Below are 17,877 nucleotides of genomic sequence, written 5' to 3'. Positions count from 1 at the left end.
ATTGTCAAGTAGGGCGGAGGAACTTATAGTATAGACGTGCACAAGTAATAAATGAAATAGAGGCGAAATAAGTGTTAAGTAAAGTAATCAAAGATGAATATATTCAACTAGATGTTCAGGCAAATAACTTTGAAGAAGCAATAAGAAAAGCTTTGCAACCTTTCTTAGAAGCAGATGTAGTAACTGAAAAATATGTCGAAACAATTTTGAAGATTTACGAAGAGACCGGTCCATATATCGTTATTACTGAAAATATTGCTTTACCTCATGCAACGGTGGAAAGTGGAGCAAAAGATGTAGCTATTGGATTTATGCGATTGAAGAACCCAGTTACTTCAGGTCATCGTACCAATGATCCAGTTAAATATCTTTTTCCATTAAGTGCCAAGAATAACCAAGCGCATATTGAATTGCTATCAGAATTGGCAAATTTATTAGGAAATCCAGATTTTCTAAAATTTATCAAAGTCGTTTCATCTAAAGAAGAATTTAAAAACTATATTGAAAAAGCAGAAGGAGAGAATAACCATGAATAGTCATAAAGCTTTAGTAGCTTGTCGTGCAGGAGTAGGATCAAGTTTGATGCTAAAGATAAAAGTCAATGAAGTTGTTAAAGAAAATAACTTTCCGTTAGAAGTAGAACATTCATCTTTAGATGGTGTGCCAGGTTTTCAGGGAGATCTGATCATTACTTTGCCTGATGTTGCGAATGAATTAATAGAAAAAAATTTACCACAGAAGATTGTTGGCATTGCGAATATTGTGGATAAGAATGAAATTAAGACAAAACTTGAAGAAGCATTTATTGAGTTAGAAAAACAGTAGTTAGAAAGGAAGGCTGAAAAATGGATTTTATTATTAGCTTCTTAAGTACGCCCGCAGTACTGTTAGGGCTTGTGGCTATGATAGGCTTATTGGCACAAAAAAAGTCTGGAACAGAAGTCTTGACTGGAACCTCCAAGACAATTATTGGCTTTTTGATCTTTAGTGCAGGTGGCACGATCATGACAGGGGCTTTGCAGAACTTCAATACGTTGTTCCAAACCGGATTCCATATCAAAGGAGTTGTTGCTTCTCCTGAAGCAGCGACAGCATTAGCACAGACAGAATTTGCATTTGTTACGAGTAGTACGCTGATTTTGGGATTTATCATGAACTTAGTAATTGCTAGGATCACTCCTTTCAAAAATATCTTTTTTACGACTGGTCATAGTTTGTTCTTTGCTTGTGTGTTATCTTTGATTTTGAAAGCGCATAACTTCTCGGATGTAGCCGCAATTATCGTTGGTGGATTATTACTTGGCTTCTTCTCCGCAGCATTGCCTCAATTATGTCAGCCCTTCATGCGTAAGATTACAGGAAGTGATGCAACTGCTATTGGCCATTTTAATATGGTTGGCTATGCACTGTCTGGTTATATTGGCAAGCTATTTAGTAAATATAAAGACCGCACAACCGAAGACATCAATTTTCCTAAATGGTTGTCCTTTTTTAGAGATTTTTTAATGGGTGTTGCAGTTGTGATGTTATTTTTGTTCTATATTTCAGCGCTAAAAGCTGGTCATGAAGTCACACAAGAACTTGCTGGGAAAATCCACTGGTTGGTTTTTCCTTTTGTACAAGCGTTTACCTTTACGGCTGGTATGTCTATTTTGATGACAGGTGTGCGGATGTTCTTAGCAGAGATCACCACGGCATTTGTGGCAATCTCTGAAAAATTTATTCCTAATTCTAGGCCCGCACTGGATGTACCAACAGTCTTCCCATTTGCACCTACTGCTGTTATTGTCGGCTTTCTTTCATCTTATGCAGCTGGATTGTTAGGTGTACTGATAATGGTCATTTTTAAATTTCCGATCGTGATCATTCCAGCAGCCCATATCTGTTTTTTCTCTGGTGGTACAGCAGCTGTATTTGGAAATTCAACTGGAGGTTGGCGTGGTGCAGTCGTTGGATCATTTACTGTAGGACTACTGTTAGCTTTTCTCCCAACGGTTCTATATCCATTGTATGGTAGTTTAGGAATCGAAGGCTCTACTTTTCCTAATATTGATTACAATGTTTGGGGGATTTTATTAGATAAACTATTGAATGTGTTCGGAATGTAGTTACTTTGGAGAGAGGGTAATTTTTTGGAGACGTATAAATTAGATTATTTTATTGAAACTATTGAAAAGGAAATACACGATTTTATCAATAAAATTGATAAAAAAGAATTAGTTTCCGCAGCAGAATTGATCAGTAGTAGTAAGAAGAAACATGGGCGTGTTCATATCACAGGAGTTGGAAAACCTAGTCATGTTGCAGAATACATTGCCGCATTGAATTCATCAATTGGAACACCCACTTATTATTTGGATACAACGGAGTCTGTTCATGGATCAGCAGGACAAGTTTTACCCCAAGATATTGTGATAGCTATCTCAAATAGTGGACAAACAGAAGAACTAAAACAAACAATTCTAGCATTAAAAAAAATCGGAGTGAAAGTCATTGGCGTAACAGGAGGAGTTTCTTCATGGTTAAGGGAGAATGTAGATGTGTACTTATTTGCTGGTGTACTTAAAGAAGGGGATGATCTAAATAAGCCACCAAGAGCTTCGATTTTAGCTGAAATCATTATTTTACAGAGTTTGTCGGTTCTTTTACAACAAGCAGAAAATATTGACTTAAATGATTACTACTTATGGCATCCCGGTGGTGCTTTAGGTCAATCTATTCTGAAAGAAAAGGGAGTACAAACAACATGAAAATAAGCGGAATTGTTACAGCAATGGTTACACCTCTAAATGAGCATGGAATCGATGAGTATGCAACTCGAGTATTAGTCAATCGTTTGCTTGATTCTGGAGTATCTGGATTATTTATTCTAGGAACAAATGGTGAGTTTTATGCATTAAGTGAAGCAGAAAAATTGATGTTAGCAGAAATCGTAGTAAATGAGGTGGATGGACGTGTACCAGTATTTGCTGGTTCAGGAGGCATTTCTACAGAAGCGACGATCGATTTAACAAATAAGCTAAAAAAAGTTGGTGTGACTGCAGTTTCTATTATTACGCCATTTTTAATAAAACTAAACGAGGATGAACTGATTCATCATTATGAAACAATTGTCAAAAATACCGATTTACCGATTATTTTATATAATATTCCTGCAAATACAGCAATTAATATCAGTGAAGAAGTTTTTAAAAGGCTAATAAAAAATGAGAAGATCGTTGGCATCAAGGATAGTAGTGGGGATATTGAAAATATCAAGATGTATATCCGTAATAGTCAAGAAAGAAAAGATTTTTCTGTTCTAGTTGGGTCAGATTCAAAAATTTTATCTGGGCTATTATTAGGAGCAGATGGAGCAATAGCGGCTACATCAAATATACTAACAAAAACGGATGTTGCAATTTACCATCAATTTCTAAAAGGAAATATCCAAAAAGCTAGAGAACTACAAGAAAGTATCGAAGAATTTCGTAGAATATTGAAATTTGCGACAGTGCCTAGTGTTTTAAAATATTGTTGTGCAGTTATTGGAAATTCGGTAGGGGACCCTAAATTACCTGTTTTAAGAATAAATAAGGATCATCATGAAGAAATCATGGATGTTTTATCGAGATATCAAAAGATCGAAGGGTTTGATATAGAAAATGAAAAAAAATAGAATTCTTTCTAGAATTGAATCAGAAAAATTAATGGCAATCATTCGTGTACAGACAATAGAAAGAGCAAAAGAAATTGTCAATAGTTGTTTAGTAGGAGGTATCTCATGCCTTGAAATCAGTTATACGAATGAGAATGCCGGAGAGATTATTTCGCAGTTAAAGAAAACCTATAAGGATGAGGTGCTCATTGGTGCAGGTACGGTACTAGATAGCGAAACAGCTAAACAAGCGATTTCAAGCGGCGCTGAATTTATCATTGCCCCTAACTTTCAATTGTCAGTAGCGAAACTTTGTCATAGATATCAAATTCCATACATGCCTGGATGTACGTCAATGACAGAGATAGTAGAGGCGCTGGAAGCTGGTGCAGATATGATCAAAGCTTTCCCGACAGCTAGTTTCTACGGACCTAAAGTTGTATCTACAATTAAGACGCCAATGCCACAGGTTCCAATTCTTTCTTCCGGTGGTGTAACAATAGATAATATGCCTGAATGGTTAGAAAGCGGAGTCGATTGTATTGGAGTAGGTACTTTATTATCTAAAGGAACTGGAAAAGAAATTGAAAGACATGCGACAATGTTAAGAAATAAAGTGATAGAATTTTATGGGTAACTGAAAGGAATGAGTACGGATAATGATAATTGATCGAAGAACCCGCCTTTTGATGAAAAAGTTGATAGAAAAGCCGATTAACAGTCAGCAAAATCTTATGGAACAATTATCATTGTCTAAGTCTCAGATTGACTATGCTTTGGAGAAAGCCAGTAGTATTTTAATAGATGCTGGCTTTACTCCATTGTTTGTAGATAATCTAAATGTAGAAGTAAGCGAAAAAAATAATAACTATCTTTTAGAGCTCTTCTCACAAAAAAAGATTTATGAGTATTATGAGCTGAGTTTTGAGGAACGAAAAAAATATATTTTTATGATGTTATTTTTCCATTGTAAAGAATACTTATCCCTTAATCACTTTATCCAGGTTTTAAATGTTGGAAAAACTACTTTTACTAGAGATATAAAAAAATTAGAAGAAGATTTAAAATTTCATAGTTTAGAAATTGTATATACTAGAAAAAATGGGTATCAGCTAGTTGGAGATGAAGCAAAAATCCGCTACTTCCTTATGAAAATGATTTTAGAGGATTCCAGTTTAGGGGATGATCTATTTCTTTATAATTATTTTTTATGGCAGGAAAGTGATATCGATGTGGTAGAAATATCAAAGACAATAAAAGAATTGATGGATGTATTTGATATTCGATTAGTTGAAAATAGATTCAATGAATTTTGTTACATGTTCATCTTTCTAGTTCCTCGTCTAAATAGAGAGTGGCCCGAATTTTATACTAAATACAATTATCAAACTTTCTTTAGAATGAAAGAATATCAGTTTTCTGTATTGCTATTAAAATCCTTTGAAATCACGAATAAGTACGCTAGCTTATATGTCTGTGGATGGATATTAGGAATGGCTATAGGAACAGCAGATCAAACGATTGCTGATTACTCCGTTATCAATGAACTAGTTGAGCGAATATTTCATCGTTTCGAAATGTTATCTGGTGTCCGGTTTAAAGATAAAAAAATAGCAAAAAACCAGCTTTTTAGTCATTTTAGACCAGCATATTACCGATTGTTTTTTCATTTACCAATTGTAAACTATCTTCACGATAAGATTTTAGTAGAGTTTCCAGATTTATTTGAAATCGTCAAAGAGACAATGAATCCTATTGAGACTCTTTTTGGCACTGAAATACCAGATGAAGAGCTCTCTTTTTTAACTATCCACTTTGCTTCTTTACTAAATGATTATGATGAATATCCTGTTCAACAGAAAGTTGGTTTGATTGTCTGTCCAAATGGGATTGGCAGCGCAGCAATCATTTATAATGAACTAAAAAGTATTTTTCCCGAAATGATTTTGATGGGTCCAGTAGAAACCAACGAACTATCAACTGTTGCAGAAAATTATGATATGATCTTTACGACAGTTCCCAACATACGTCTTTATTCACAAAAAAAGCCAATTTATGTAGTCAATCCAATTATGAGTATTGATGAAAAATATCACTTGATCCATGAAATACAAAACTCTAGTGAGAGTCCCTATCGAAAATATAAAATGGATGAATTGTTAGATATCATAGATAGATATGCGGATATAAAAAATATGGAGCAACTTGGAAAATCCTTAGAGTCATATCTACATAAGAGCGAATTTTCGATAGTTAAAGAAAACAAGAGATACAAATCTTTCGTGTCTTCAGAGCTAAATCTATTGGATATTTTAAGACCAGAATATATTCAATTAAATGTAGTGGCACGAAGTTGGGAAGAAGCTTTTTACGTAGCAGCGTCGCCTTTAGTTCAAGCTAACATCATAGATCGTCGCTACATTGATACAATCATCCAGACTACTAGAAGAGAAGGGCCATACATGGTAATAATGGACAAAGTAGCATTGCCACATGCTCGTCCAGAAGATGGAACAAGAAAAGTTGGTCTAGGCATCACTGTGTTGAAAAACGAAATCAAAGTAATGGGAAAGACACCAGTAAGATATATCTTTACACTTTCAGCTGTAGACAATAAAAAACACATAGCAGCTGTTGCGGAGTTAGTTTCGTTACTAGATAACAGAGCATTTTTCAATCAATTAGATCATGCGAAACAAGCGAGTGAAGTATATCATTGGTTGGAAAAGGTGTTAAAGGTAGAATAAAAGCTGAAAAAAACTGACATAGTGATGAATGATGTAGTCATGAAAAGAAGCGATACCCAATCTCGTTCGAAAAAATAACCTCTGATCTATAATACAAAGAGATATTTCACTTTATGAAGCAGGGTATACCAGCAGAAGTCCAACAATTGATTGAACAGTCATATCCAAAATAAGGAGATGGCTGTTTTTGCGTTAAAACCTAAAATACGTTAGTCATTAAATAAGTGAATATGATAGTAAGTATGAATGACGATAAATTGTAATTACAGTAATTACCTGTTATAATCGTTTAAAAGAATGGGGGAGTTAAAATGGATACGGTCAAAACCAGAAAACAAGGGAATGCTGTAATGGTGACTTTAGCTAGTAAATATGGTGTACCAGCAGGTAAGGTATATTATATAAGTAAAGAGGAAGATGGAACCATTTCTTTAATTCCTAAAATTGAAGATTATTTTGTTTCGGCAAAAAAGAATGAATTTGTAGATGAAGAAGATGAACTGGCAACAAATTTTAGTGTTGAAAGCAGGTCATTTGATGAATAATATTGAACAAGGAACGATTGTATTCATTGATTTTGAACCTTCAAGAGGAAGTGAAATAACTAAGCGTAGACCAGCAGTCGTGATTAGTAGAGATGAATATAGTTATAGTTCGAATTTGATTATTGTCTGTCCAATCACTAGCACTAACAAAAATCGCCCATATTTTGTGGAGATTAAACATGAAAAACTAGCATCGGGTAGTCGAGTGAATACGAAACAAGTATACACATTAGATTATTCGAAACAAGGTGGAAGAAAAATAGATATTCTAGGAAAAGTTTCACAGCGAGAGTTCATTAATATTGCGCAGCATTTTTTGATGAATTTTAATTTTCAGTTATAAATGGACTGATGACAGCAACAATGTGAAATAAAAGAACATACATACTAAGAGTGGTACATTTTAGGCTCCAGTCCTCCTGTGTCTTTAACGGTGCTAAGTCAAATAATGTTGTTTTGAATTAAATCACGAAAAGGAGACGTTTTGGCGTTTCCTTTTTTGTGTTGACGTACCGCTTTTTTTAATTCTGGATTTAAAGAGTCAGGCAAATTCCCAATCATCTCAAAAAAGTTACGCTAACAAGTAAAAATAAGTTTTGATAAATATGTTAGCGGCATGGTTGCTCCTACAAATGATTTTTCTAGGATGAAATCTTGCAAAGTAAAGATATTTAAAAACTGATTGAATTGTAAAAGGTGTTGCATTTCTTCTTGATAGCTTGGAAGAAATGAGGAATTTTATAAGCATTCTAAAGCATATACAGAAAATAGGATAGAGGAGGGATAACTTGAGAGCATATTTTAATATATCGTTGATTCCTTATAGTTTAGAAGCTGGTTCAGACTTGAAATGTTGTATTTTTAAAAGAAAAGACATGGGAGTCTGGCAGTTTGTTGCAGGTGGAGGGGAAGACGATGAATCACCTAAGGAATCTGCTATAAGAGAATTTCATGAAGAGTGTGGAGTATCATTAGATTTTTTAGAAAAGGATCACTTGATTCAATTAGATTCCACAGCATCAGTGTTGGTTGATCACTTTCCTGGGCTTGTGGGTGACGCACTCGAAAAAGAAATTTATGTCATACCCATTTATGCGTTTGCTTACGATTTAACTAAATACCAAGACGTTTTTCAATTGTCTGAGGAACACACAGAATTTAGATGGGTTACGGTGGAAGAAGCAAAACGATTATTACATTTTGATTTAGATAAAACAGCTGTTTGTGAATTGCAAAAGAGAGTAAAGAGATAGACGTTTTATACTAGAAGATGTTGTTTGAGGGACAGGAATCTAATTATTTATTGTATTCCTGTCCCTCGCGCTAAGTATGAATAAATAGTGGAAGCAGAAGCTACTCCTTTGAAGATAAGTCGAAATTCACAAAAATTTGAAAAATAATTTCTGTGGATTTCTTCTTATTTATCAAAGTGGAACGCTTTTATCCTGCCATTTTTTTCTGTAGCTATTATTTCTTCAAATCCATACATCTTAAATGGCTTTTTTACAACAACCAGAAACATCAGCAAAACAAAATCTGATTGAATGGATAGTAATGTTTTGTCTTATTGTTTTCTAGCCGACTTTCCAATGGAAAACGTATAGAAAGCATCTTTGTCTTTGTTAGTTTTCTTCTTTTAGGTAGCGCCACAATGTTGTTCGGCTGATGCCAAGTTGGTTGGCTGTTTTTGTTTGGTTGCCCTCATTTTGGTCTAATACGTGTAAAATGATTTCTTTGGTATAGTCAAACAAAGTGGGGTGATGCAAGGGACTTTTGGCGGTAAAGTGATCCTTTAGATGAGTGAAATTTTGGACCACTCGTTCCTTGTTCAGCAATTCTGTGACTTGGTGTTCCGAAATATAATGGGTGCTTGCATCGACGACAAGTTCTTTGATACAGTATTGCAACTGATCGAAGTTTCCAGGCCAGTCAAAAGCTAGAAATAATTCGAGGGCTTTTGGTTCAAAGCCCATGATTTCTTTTGTGCATTCGATGTTCATTTTATTCAAAAGCAGTGTCGTGATGATACTTAATTCATTTCTGCGTTCTCGAATTGCGGGTGCATAGATCTTTGCACAGTTTAATTGGCTTACTAGTCGATTGAAGATCGACTGGTCTGTTGCTTTATTGCTGTCATAGGTAAAGATCAATTGATTGTGGTTGAGTACATTGGTGGTTTTGATCAACGTGACGAGGCGTTCGGTTGCTGCTGTACTTAATTGTTCGACGTTTTCAAAGAAAATCGTATTGTGGATATCCACAAATGGACCATTCGTGGCATTGACCAAAAATTTCCATAATTTGTCTGTAATGAGTTTACAATTGATCGAGATCAGGTAGTTGGTGTTTTTTGTCTGATCAAGATAAATTTGGTAAGCGATATTTTTTTTGGCAGTGCCACTTTCGCCAAAGATAAGATAGGAAGAATAGTAAGGCTCATATTGTTTGATTTCATGTTTGATACGTTCAGGGATAAATTGGGAAAAAAACAGTTTTTTTGCGAAACTATCGGCGACTTCTGGTTTTTTCTGATAGGAAATATCTGGTTTATTGGTTACTGGTGGCGCGCTGTTCTTATGAATGAAACAACTGAAATATTTTTGTCGATCAACAGTATAGGATTTTATTGTTAAGGTCACATATCTATTTTGAGTGCGTGAATAGTGATGGATCTCTTTTTTTTCTGGTTTCATCTTGAGGACTTTGATGATTTCTTCTGCAAAAGTTGGCGCCAAGGTTGAAAATTCAATGGTATATGCAACATCGTAGAGCAGTAGTTCTTGGTGTTGACTCAAGATTCCTTTTTTCATGATTTCTTTTTTGTGTTTGACTTGTTCCACGTGATCAATGATCGATAATGCATCTTCGTAGGCACTTTTGATACTTTCAAACCCCGAAGTAATCAAAATCGTATTAAGAGATTTTAAGAGGGCGATGCGATTAGTGATGGCATCGCATAAGATCAATTCATAGTTTTTATCTACTAATGTATCAAGGAGCGCATCTGCATCAAGAGTTTCATCGATCGTATGGATCTCGATCTTGTAGCCCAAAAGGTCACAGAGTAAGTGAGCTTTTTCGGTGATACTGGGATAGCCGACGATCGCAAAATTGTTGGTATAGTTTTCTGCTAACCGAATCGAGCTTAGTACATCATAAATGGACAATGAGACATCGATGACTGGCAAAGAAACGACTTGACGAATCAGTTTGGCGGTTCCTCCTCGGGAGATGATGGCATCGTAGCCATCGGTATACAGTTCAGCAGCAAGGGTTTGTCCTTCAACTAAATCAGCTGTGTAGATGGTTGTTTCCACTTCAGGATATTGTTTACTGATAATATGCATGGAATGGTTCAATTCTTCATAAGGCGCAATGCCTAAAATCTTTCGTTTCATTTTCTTCCTCCCTAAATCACGCGACTGTTTCATATATGAACAATAATACCACGTAAAAATTAAATATGAATATTTATTTAAGAAAACGTTTCTAAATTAAACGTTTTTTTGCTTTTTTTAGAATGTGAACGCTTTATTATTCCAACTATAATCAAACCATGAAGTAGGAGGTGGTGAGTAGATGTTAAAGTTGTTAGTTATAGCGGACGACTTTACAGGAGCTTTGGATACTGGGGTCCAATTTTCGAAACAAGGTATCCAGACATTGGTCTCTACGGAAACAGTCGTCCAATATGACGCACTTCCACAGGAAATCGAAGTGTTAGTTCTCAATACCGAGAGTCGACATCTGACTTTTGAGCAGGCATATGAGAAGACAAAAAAGATTTTGGAAGATGCAAAAGTTTCCCAGATTCCATTTATTTATAAAAAAGTAGATTCAGCATTAAGAGGAAATATCAGCGCTGAGTTAAAAGCGATTCTTGACACGAGTGAACAAGTGCCTGTCCCTTTTTTACCCGCATATCCTGAAATGAATCGGGTGGTGATCGATGGGCATTTATATATAGAAGATGTTTTGGTATCAGAAAGTGTTTTTGCAAAAGATCCTTATGAACCTGTGACTGAAAGCAATGTGATGCGGCGTTTGCAGTCGGAGGCGGGAATTGAGTCAGTGCTAGTTAAAGAGCAGGATTTACCAAAAAAAGGCGTAGTGATTTTTGATGCACAGACAGATGACATGTTGCTGACTCATGCAAAGCGTTTAGCAGATGAAAATCTTCTGGGTGTGACGGTAGGATGTGCTGGGTTTGCCAAGATCTTAGCAGAACAATTATTTCCTGACGGTAAAGAAGTAGCATACAAACTACAAAAGCCGGTGATAGTTGTTTGCGGGAGTGTCAATCCAATTACAAAAAAACAAATTGAGTATGTCGAGAAAGAGTATCCGCGAATCTCGTTAACTGCGCAACAATTATTAGATCCTACATATTGGGAAGCAAGCGTAGGGCAAAATGAGATCAAAGAGTACCTTCAGTTGATGGAAACACAGCCATTGGTGATTTTTGAAACATACAGCGATCAAACAACCGCTGAAATTGTGAAGTATAGTGAAGAAAAGGCTTTATCTGCGGATGTATGTCGGTTTAGAATAGGAGAATCACTTGGAAAGTTAACGAAAGCACTATGGTCAAAGCATCAAGAGAATACCTTCTTGTTTACAGGAGGCGATACATTGTTCCAAGCGATGACTGTTTTAGGTGTGACTGGGATCAAGCCTCTGACGGAGATCAAACCTGGCGTTGTTTTGTCTGCCATTGAATGGAATAGTCAAGAAATGCAAGTGATCACGAAATCAGGCGGTTTTGGGACAGAAGAATTATTTGAAGAAATCAGGTTGTACTAAAGGATCGAGGAGGATCTATTATGCTAACAGATTACAGTTTGAAAATGCCAAAGAATATCCGGGCAGGAGAACATGCCATTGAACAATTGGAAGAAATCATCAGCAACGGTGTCCATAAAATCGTTATTTTCACAGACAAAGGTCTTTTAGGGTTAGGTTTGGTGGATCTGCCAATCCAGATCATTGAAAAAGCAGGAATCGATTACACGGTTCTTTCTGATATTCCTGCAGAACCAACTTATCATGAAGCGCAAGCAGTGATCGATACCTTCAAGAAAGAAGCGGCTGACTTAGTCATCGCTGTTGGTGGTGGCTCGGTGATGGATGTTGCGAAATTGGCTTCGATCTTAGCGACAGATGACTATACAGTCAAAGATTTGTTAGATGATCCATTATTAGCGAAAAAACAAGTGCCAAGTTTGATGATTCCAACAACTGCTGGAACTGGAGCTGAAGCTACCCCGAATGCGATTGTGGGAGTGCCAGAAAAAGACTTGAAAATCGGGATCGTCAATCCTGAAATGATTGCTGATTTTGTGTTATTGGATGGACGAATGATCAAAAATCTACCAAAACCAATTGCAGCTGCCACAGGTGTAGATGCGCTATGTCATGCGATTGAATGTTTTACTTCAGCAAAAGCGAATCCAATCAGTGATACCTTTGCGCTAGAAGCGCTTGATTTGATCATGAACAATATCATTGAAGCCTGCACAGATCCAGAAGCATTGGACGCAAAACGTAAGATGCTGTTAGGTTCATTTTACGCAGGTGTAGCAATCACGGCATCTGGAACTACAGCGGTGCACGCATTATCGTATCCTCTAGGGGGAAAATACCATATTGCCCACGGTGTATCAAATGCGATTTTGTTGACACCGGTCATGAAATTCAATGAACCAGCAATCAAAGATTTACTAGCTGTTGCGTATGATCGTGTGATCAAAGATGGTCATAAAGAGTGGTCTATCGACGAGAAGTCAGGCTATATGATCCATCAACTGGATGAAATCGTCAAAGTTTTAGAGATTCCAACGAGTCTTAAAACTTTCAATGTCCCAGAAGAAGACTTGGATGGCTTAGTAGCAGCTGGAATGGAAGTGACTCGTTTACTTGTCAACAACAAACGGGAAGTTACACCAGAAGATGCTCGTGCCATCTATCTACAGATCTTATAATTTGAATCTAGAAAGGATGGAGCATGTCATGAAAAAAATCGTTGGCATTACAATGGGAGATCCTGCAGGAATCGGACCTGAAATCTCCCTCAAAGCTTTTGCAAAACCGGCACTTTATGATGAATGTAACCCTTTGTTAGTTGGAGATAAAAGTGTCATTGATCACTATCTAGCAAAACATCCCGAATTAGCTTTGGCTGTGAATGTGATCAGTCAGCCAAAAGAGGGGCGCTATACTTTTGGGACGATCGACTTGATCGATTTGAAGATCGTGGACATGGCAAACTTCCAAGTTGGCGAAGTTTCTGATGTGGGAGGCGATGCGGCCTTTCAATATGTGAAGAAGGTTATTGAGTTAGCTTTAGCGAAAGAAATCGATGCGACAGTAACGAATCCATTGAATAAAGAGGCAATGAATGCTGCCGGACATCACTATGCCGGACATACCGAGATCTATGCCGATCTGACAGGTACGGATAAATATACGATGATGTTGGCGGATGGCAATTTACGGGTAGTCCATGTCTCTACACATGTGTCCTTACGGGAAGCTTGTGACCGAGCGACCAAAGAACGTGTACTAGATGTGATCCGTATCGCAGATCAAGCTTGTAAAGATTTAGGGATCGAAAATCCTCGTGTCGCAGTCGCTGGATTGAATCCACACTGTGGGGAAAATGGGTTGTTCGGTCGTGAAGAAATCGATGAGATCAATCCTGCAGTTGAAGCGGCCAAAGAAGAAGGAATCAATGTATCTGGTTCTTTACCTGCTGATACCCTTTTCTCAAAAGCAAATGGCGGTATGTACGATATTGTCGTAGCTATGTACCACGATCAAGGACATATTCCTTTGAAACTTTTAGGGTTTGTCTACGACCAAGAAGCACAAAGCTGGAAAGCTGTGCAAGGGGTCAATATCACGTTGAATCTGCCAATCATTCGTACATCTGTGGATCACGGAACGGCCTTTGACCAAGCAGGAAAATGGACAGCTAGCGAAGCCAGTTTAGAAAATGCGATCGACTACGCTATTCGTCTGGCAGAACACACAAAATAAGCACTAGCACAACATAAAATTTTAGGGGGAGAAATACGTTGACACATTTAGAACAAGTACGACAATCAGAGCCAAATGGCGTCATGTACCGAGATGCATTTTTAAATGTTGATTTTGGTCTGATCCCAACTGGAGGCAACAACACGGCTCATGCACCTGCTTTGATCGAAACAGCAGATGGCGGGATGTTGTGTGCGTGGTTTGCAGGTAGCTTTGAAGGAAGTGGCGATATCTCGATCGTCGTCTCGAAGTTAGATCCAGAAAAACAAAGATGGTCTGTTCCTGTCACTGTCTCAGAAGGTGTAGACCGCAGTGAACAAAATCCTTCTTTCTTCCGAGCACCAGATGGCAAGATTTGGCTGATCTATACTTCTCAAGTTAGCCGTCAAGAAGGAAAAGACAATATGCAGTTTACTTCGATCATCATGGTACAAAAATCAGCCGATGAAGGACAAACATGGGGAAAGCCAGAAGTTTTATTTGACAAAGAGGGTACCTTTGGACGACAAGGAATCCAGATCCTAAGTAATGGTCGTTGGCTTTACAGTACATGGTTGTGTGAAGATTCAGCTGATGGATTGACGAATGATCCGACAGAGTTCCAAGTATCAGATGATGCAGGAAAAACATGGCAAGCTGTGCGCATGCCAGATAGTAATGGTCGAGTTCATGCAAATGTCGTGGAAATGGAACCTGGTCATTTAGTTGCTTTCATGAGAAGCCGCTTTGCTGATTTTGTCTATAGCAGTGAATCCTTTGATTTTGGTGATAGTTGGAGCGTGCCAGAAGCAACTGTTTTACCGAATAATAATGCCAGTGTTAGTGCCATCAAACTGGCAACTGGGGAAATTGCGTTGGCCTATAACGTCAATTCAGCACCTCATGCGGCTTTTGGGAAAGTTGCTTGGCCGGGCTTGCGAAATCCAGTTGCTGTCTCCATAAGTGAAGACTTTGGCAAGACATGGCCGATTGGTCGGGTTTTTGAAGCTGCAGAAGGCTACATCGGTGTTGAAAACAAAACCAACAATTCACAACATGAATACCCAACCCTTTATCAAGATAGTCAAGGGAACTTACATCTTGTTTATGCCTATCGCAATCGGCTCTGTGTAAAGTATGTCCGCTTTACTGTCGCAGATTTGTTTGGTGAAAAAAGAGAAGCGGTCGGCATATACAATCCAACCTCAGGTGAAGGGGTAGAGAAATAACCAGAGTTATAAATTGCTAATAGAAAATCAGTTGGCAAATGCGTCCTGCCTCCGACAAACGGAGGTAGCGCAAGTGTTTGCCAAATAATAGAAATGAAACCGTATTCCATTGAAAAAAGAGGAGAAAACTACTATGAAACCAATCGAATTAAAAGGCATCATCAGCCCTATTTTGACCCCCATGTATGAGGATGAAAGCATCAATTTTGATGAATTACGCAACCAAGTAGACCGCATGATCGATAATGGCATCCACGGGATTTTTCCTTTTGGTACAAATGGCGAGGGCTATATTTTATCCGCTGAGGAGAAAAAACTTGTTTTAGAAGTCGTAGTCGATCAAACGGCAGGTCGAGTACCGATCTATGCAGGGTCAGGAGCAATCTCTACAAAAGAAACGATTGCCCAAAGTAAAATGGCACAAGCCGCTGGTGCAGATGTTTTGTCGATCATTGCACCAAGTTTTGCAGCAGCTAGTCAAGAAGAAATCTACACGCATTACAAAACGATTGCCGAAGCAGTTGACATGCCAATCGTGCTTTATAATATCCCTGCTCGAACTGGCAATGCCATCGCACCAGCAACAGTTGCTCGTCTTGCGCAAATCGAAAATATCATTGGAGCAAAAGATTCAAGTGGAAACTTCGCCAATATTTTAGGGTATATCGATGCAGGAAAAGCAAAAACAAATGGAGAATTCTACACGCTGTCAGGAAATGATCAGTTGATCATCTGGACGTTGTTAGCAGGAGGAACTGGTGGTATTGCTGGTTGTGCCAATGTCTATCCAAAAACAATGGCATCAATCTATGATCTGTTCGTAGAGGGCAAGGTCGAGGAAGCAAAAACGGCGAATGAAAGTATTCAAGCTTTCAGAAATTGCTTCAAATATGGTAATCCCAATACAATCGTTAAAACTGCGGCAGCGTTACTTGGAAATAATGTAGGAAAATGCCGTGCGCCATTCAATCAGATTCCAACAGAAGGCATCGAGGCACTGAAAAAAGTATTAGAGGAAACCACAGCAAAAGGTATGCACTAAGAAGTTTATAAGCATTTATTTGCTTGTCTGTAGGTGAAAGCAGTGGGAAGAGAGAGATGTGACATAAGTGAATACGAAGACTGTCTGAACAGGAAGAGGCTGGGATAGAAGTGTTTAACTCCGATAAATAGGAAGAAATTAACGAAAATTGCTTTTCAAATTTTTGTGAATTTTGGCTTATTTCCGAAGAAGTTGCTTCTGCTCCCACCGTTTATCCGTTTTTAAAGAATGAGACAAAAGTGTTTCTTACTTTTGTCCCACGCTGCAATTCTACCTGTTCCAAAAAAGAGTGATCCTTTGTATTTTTGTCTTTTTAGCCTATGTCATCCTCTCCTGCTACTTATGCATATGACTAGAGGAGGACACAATGACTATTCAAATGATGATTGCATTAGCAATTACCGTAGTAATGATTGTTTTAGTAATGATTGAAAGAATTCCCTTCGGGGCAGCGCCATTATTTGCTTGTTTGTTGTTAGTCATTTTTGGTATTACTGATATCAAAGGCGCATTTGCCGGTTTCTCAAATTCGACCATCATCATGTTGGCTGAGTTCATGGCGATTATTGCCGCTCTGGAGAAGACCAATTTTATCGTCTTCTTTAAAAAAGCCATGTTTTCGATGGCGAACAAAGGTGGCTTCAAGTCTTATATTCTCATCATTCTGGTAGTGATGTTAGGATGTAGCTTGTTCGGCACAGGGTCAACTGCTTATTATGTATTGACACTTGGATTGTTATCGACATTGCCTTATTCGGAGAAATTACCACCGTCAAAAGTGATCATAACGGCAGGGTTCGCGACGAACCACCCGTTGATTCCTTTCAATACAGCCTTACAATATGGAATCGTGATCGCCGTCTTGAATTCTGCCGGAATCATGACAGAAGTTTCTGTTTTCAAATTTGCAATTGTTAATTTATTTTTATCTATGGGTTTTTTAGTCAACTGTATCATTCAGTATAAATTTCTTCCTGATCACCCTACCTCAGAAGACTGCAAAGATGTGGATGTGGTCAACACAAATGAGAACGCTTCCCAGTTGCCGAGATGGAAAGAACTAACCACTTATGGTGTGTTTATTTTTGCAGTGATCGGTATGTTGCTACAAAGTAGAATTGGCGATGCCGGCTATGCAATGGCGGGTTTGTCTGTTGCCGTGATTTTATTGATCGGTGTCTTAGATTTCAAAGAGATCCGCAATGCAATCAGTGCGCCAATCATCTTGATGTCTGCTGGTGTTATTGGTGTGGCGGATGCATTAGGTAGCACTGGATTGACCAATCTAGTTGGGACCTCTGTTGCTGGTATGTTGGGAGACAATGTGAATCCATTTGTGATGATCTTAGTATTCTGTATTTTAACTAGTCTACTGGCTACGCTGACTGGTTCGACCATAGGAACTGTCTATGTATTTACTCCATTAGCAATCGCCACTTGTCGAAGTTTAGGGTTAGACCCAACTGCGGCAGCTTGTGCCATCGTTATGGCAGGTTGGTGTGGACACTTCTTGCCAATTGATGGAATGCCAGCGATGATTTTAGGAACAGGCAAGTATACAGCAGCTCAATTCTGGAAATTCACGATCCCCCAATATTTTATTCGTCTCATCTTTGTAACAGTCGGAGCAACCTTGATGTTCCCAATGTAACAATGAAAA

Annotated in this window: 17 protein-coding genes; 16 read left to right on the top strand and 1 reads right to left on the bottom strand. The window is 37.9% G+C overall.

Features of this window, described 5'->3' with window-relative positions; translation table 11 throughout:
* Nucleotides 1-71: 71 nt before the first annotated feature.
* The 10 genes from FGQ66_RS00295 to FGQ66_RS00250 all read left to right on the top strand — a co-directional run bounded on the left by FGQ66_RS00295 (nt 72) and on the right by FGQ66_RS00250 (nt 8,182).
* On the top strand, nt 72-536 hold the full coding sequence (locus tag FGQ66_RS00295) for a PTS sugar transporter subunit IIA (RefSeq protein WP_002342301.1): 465 nt from the start codon (nt 72-74) through the stop codon (nt 534-536).
* The gene (locus FGQ66_RS00290) at nt 529-825 is read left to right on the top strand and encodes a PTS sugar transporter subunit IIB (RefSeq protein ID WP_138301359.1); all 297 of its coding nucleotides are present in this window, start codon (nt 529-531) and stop codon (nt 823-825) included. Before FGQ66_RS00295 ends, FGQ66_RS00290 begins: the two co-directional genes overlap by 8 nt.
* Nucleotides 826-845: 20 nt before the next feature.
* Nucleotides 846-2,108, top strand: coding sequence for a PTS ascorbate transporter subunit IIC (gene ulaA / locus FGQ66_RS00285; RefSeq protein WP_138301358.1), 1,263 nt, complete (start codon nt 846-848; stop codon nt 2,106-2,108).
* A gap of 24 nt (nt 2,109-2,132) precedes the next feature.
* On the top strand, nt 2,133-2,750 hold the full coding sequence (locus FGQ66_RS00280) for an SIS domain-containing protein (protein ID WP_081134690.1): 618 nt from the start codon (nt 2,133-2,135) through the stop codon (nt 2,748-2,750).
* The gene (dapA, locus tag FGQ66_RS00275) at nt 2,747-3,658 is read left to right on the top strand and encodes a 4-hydroxy-tetrahydrodipicolinate synthase (RefSeq protein ID WP_138301357.1); all 912 of its coding nucleotides are present in this window, start codon (nt 2,747-2,749) and stop codon (nt 3,656-3,658) included. The genes FGQ66_RS00280 and dapA (FGQ66_RS00275) overlap by 4 nt, the downstream gene beginning before the upstream one ends.
* On the top strand, nt 3,645-4,274 hold the full coding sequence (locus FGQ66_RS00270; protein WP_138301356.1) for a bifunctional 2-keto-4-hydroxyglutarate aldolase/2-keto-3-deoxy-6-phosphogluconate aldolase: 630 nt from the start codon (nt 3,645-3,647) through the stop codon (nt 4,272-4,274). The genes dapA (FGQ66_RS00275) and FGQ66_RS00270 overlap by 14 nt, the downstream gene beginning before the upstream one ends.
* 97 nt (nt 4,275-4,371) lie before the next feature.
* On the top strand, nt 4,372-6,384 hold the full coding sequence (locus tag FGQ66_RS00265; protein ID WP_249361086.1) for a BglG family transcription antiterminator: 2,013 nt from the start codon (nt 4,372-4,374) through the stop codon (nt 6,382-6,384).
* Nucleotides 6,385-6,695: 311 nt separating this feature from the next.
* Nucleotides 6,696-6,929, top strand: coding sequence for a type II toxin-antitoxin system PemI/MazE family antitoxin (gene mazE, locus FGQ66_RS00260; protein WP_138301354.1), 234 nt, complete (start codon nt 6,696-6,698; stop codon nt 6,927-6,929).
* A complete protein-coding gene (locus FGQ66_RS00255; protein ID WP_138301353.1) occupies nt 6,922-7,272 on the top strand; it encodes a type II toxin-antitoxin system PemK/MazF family toxin in 351 nt (116 codons plus the stop codon). The genes mazE and FGQ66_RS00255 overlap by 8 nt, the downstream gene beginning before the upstream one ends.
* Before the next feature lie 445 nt (nt 7,273-7,717).
* Nucleotides 7,718-8,182, top strand: a complete 465-nt coding sequence (locus tag FGQ66_RS00250) for an NUDIX hydrolase (protein WP_113845213.1) — start codon at nt 7,718-7,720, stop codon at nt 8,180-8,182.
* 369 nt (nt 8,183-8,551) lie between these two features.
* Here FGQ66_RS00250 and FGQ66_RS00245 read toward each other — a convergent pair whose 3' ends face one another.
* Entirely contained in the window at nt 8,552-10,327 is a 1,776-nt protein-coding gene (locus tag FGQ66_RS00245) for a sigma-54-dependent transcriptional regulator (RefSeq protein WP_138301352.1), read from the bottom strand.
* A 181-nt stretch (nt 10,328-10,508) separates the two neighbouring features.
* Here FGQ66_RS00245 and FGQ66_RS00240 point away from each other — a divergent pair, with 181 nt between their 5' ends.
* The 6 genes from FGQ66_RS00240 (at nt 10,509) to FGQ66_RS00210 (ending at nt 17,868) form a co-directional block, all read left to right on the top strand.
* A complete protein-coding gene (locus FGQ66_RS00240) occupies nt 10,509-11,732 on the top strand; it encodes a four-carbon acid sugar kinase family protein (RefSeq protein ID WP_081134673.1) in 1,224 nt (407 codons plus the stop codon).
* A 20-nt stretch (nt 11,733-11,752) separates the two neighbouring features.
* The gene (locus tag FGQ66_RS00235) at nt 11,753-12,910 is read left to right on the top strand and encodes an iron-containing alcohol dehydrogenase (RefSeq protein WP_138301351.1); all 1,158 of its coding nucleotides are present in this window, start codon (nt 11,753-11,755) and stop codon (nt 12,908-12,910) included.
* A gap of 28 nt (nt 12,911-12,938) precedes the next feature.
* On the top strand, nt 12,939-13,967 hold the full coding sequence (gene pdxA / locus FGQ66_RS00230; protein WP_138301350.1) for a 4-hydroxythreonine-4-phosphate dehydrogenase PdxA: 1,029 nt from the start codon (nt 12,939-12,941) through the stop codon (nt 13,965-13,967).
* Nucleotides 13,968-14,050: 83 nt separating this feature from the next.
* On the top strand, nt 14,051-15,175 hold the full coding sequence (locus FGQ66_RS00225) for a sialidase family protein (protein ID WP_138301550.1): 1,125 nt from the start codon (nt 14,051-14,053) through the stop codon (nt 15,173-15,175).
* A 133-nt stretch (nt 15,176-15,308) separates the two neighbouring features.
* Nucleotides 15,309-16,217 (top strand): 4-hydroxy-tetrahydrodipicolinate synthase, encoded by a 909-nt coding sequence (dapA, locus tag FGQ66_RS00220; protein WP_138301349.1) that lies wholly within the window; start codon nt 15,309-15,311, stop codon nt 16,215-16,217.
* 367 nt (nt 16,218-16,584) lie between these two features.
* Entirely contained in the window at nt 16,585-17,868 is a 1,284-nt protein-coding gene (locus FGQ66_RS00210) for an SLC13 family permease (protein WP_138301348.1), read from the top strand.
* Nucleotides 17,869-17,877 lie beyond the last annotated feature (9 nt).

The organism is Enterococcus sp. BSD2780061688st2 D3, assembly GCF_005844145.1.
Lineage (GTDB): Bacteria > Bacillota > Bacilli > Lactobacillales > Enterococcaceae > Enterococcus_B > Enterococcus_B durans.
Note: the sequence above shows the minus strand (reverse complement) of the source record. Positions and strands in the feature narration are given on the sequence as shown.

Excerpts from the sequence above, each read along its gene's own strand:
- ulaA (WP_138301358.1), top strand. The coding sequence starts at position 846 with ATGGATTTTATTATTAGCTTCTTAAGTACGCCCGCAGTACTGTTAGGG.
- mazE (WP_138301354.1), top strand. The coding sequence starts at position 6,696 with ATGGATACGGTCAAAACCAGAAAACAAGGGAATGCTGTAATGGTGACT.
- dapA (WP_138301357.1), top strand. The coding sequence starts at position 2,747 with ATGAAAATAAGCGGAATTGTTACAGCAATGGTTACACCTCTAAATGAG.
- FGQ66_RS00270 (WP_138301356.1), top strand. The coding sequence starts at position 3,645 with ATGAAAAAAAATAGAATTCTTTCTAGAATTGAATCAGAAAAATTAATG.
- FGQ66_RS00235 (WP_138301351.1), top strand. The coding sequence starts at position 11,753 with ATGCTAACAGATTACAGTTTGAAAATGCCAAAGAATATCCGGGCAGGA.
- FGQ66_RS00265 (WP_249361086.1), top strand. The coding sequence starts at position 4,372 with ATGGAACAATTATCATTGTCTAAGTCTCAGATTGACTATGCTTTGGAG.
- FGQ66_RS00225 (WP_138301550.1), top strand. The coding sequence starts at position 14,051 with ATGTACCGAGATGCATTTTTAAATGTTGATTTTGGTCTGATCCCAACT.
- FGQ66_RS00290 (WP_138301359.1), top strand. The coding sequence starts at position 529 with ATGAATAGTCATAAAGCTTTAGTAGCTTGTCGTGCAGGAGTAGGATCA.
- pdxA (WP_138301350.1), top strand. The coding sequence starts at position 12,939 with ATGAAAAAAATCGTTGGCATTACAATGGGAGATCCTGCAGGAATCGGA.
- FGQ66_RS00240 (WP_081134673.1), top strand. The coding sequence starts at position 10,509 with ATGTTAAAGTTGTTAGTTATAGCGGACGACTTTACAGGAGCTTTGGAT.
- FGQ66_RS00210 (WP_138301348.1), top strand. The coding sequence starts at position 16,585 with ATGACTATTCAAATGATGATTGCATTAGCAATTACCGTAGTAATGATT.
- dapA (WP_138301349.1), top strand. The coding sequence starts at position 15,309 with ATGAAACCAATCGAATTAAAAGGCATCATCAGCCCTATTTTGACCCCC.
- FGQ66_RS00245 (WP_138301352.1), bottom strand. The coding sequence starts at position 10,327 with ATGAAACGAAAGATTTTAGGCATTGCGCCTTATGAAGAATTGAACCAT.
- FGQ66_RS00255 (WP_138301353.1), top strand. The coding sequence starts at position 6,922 with ATGAATAATATTGAACAAGGAACGATTGTATTCATTGATTTTGAACCT.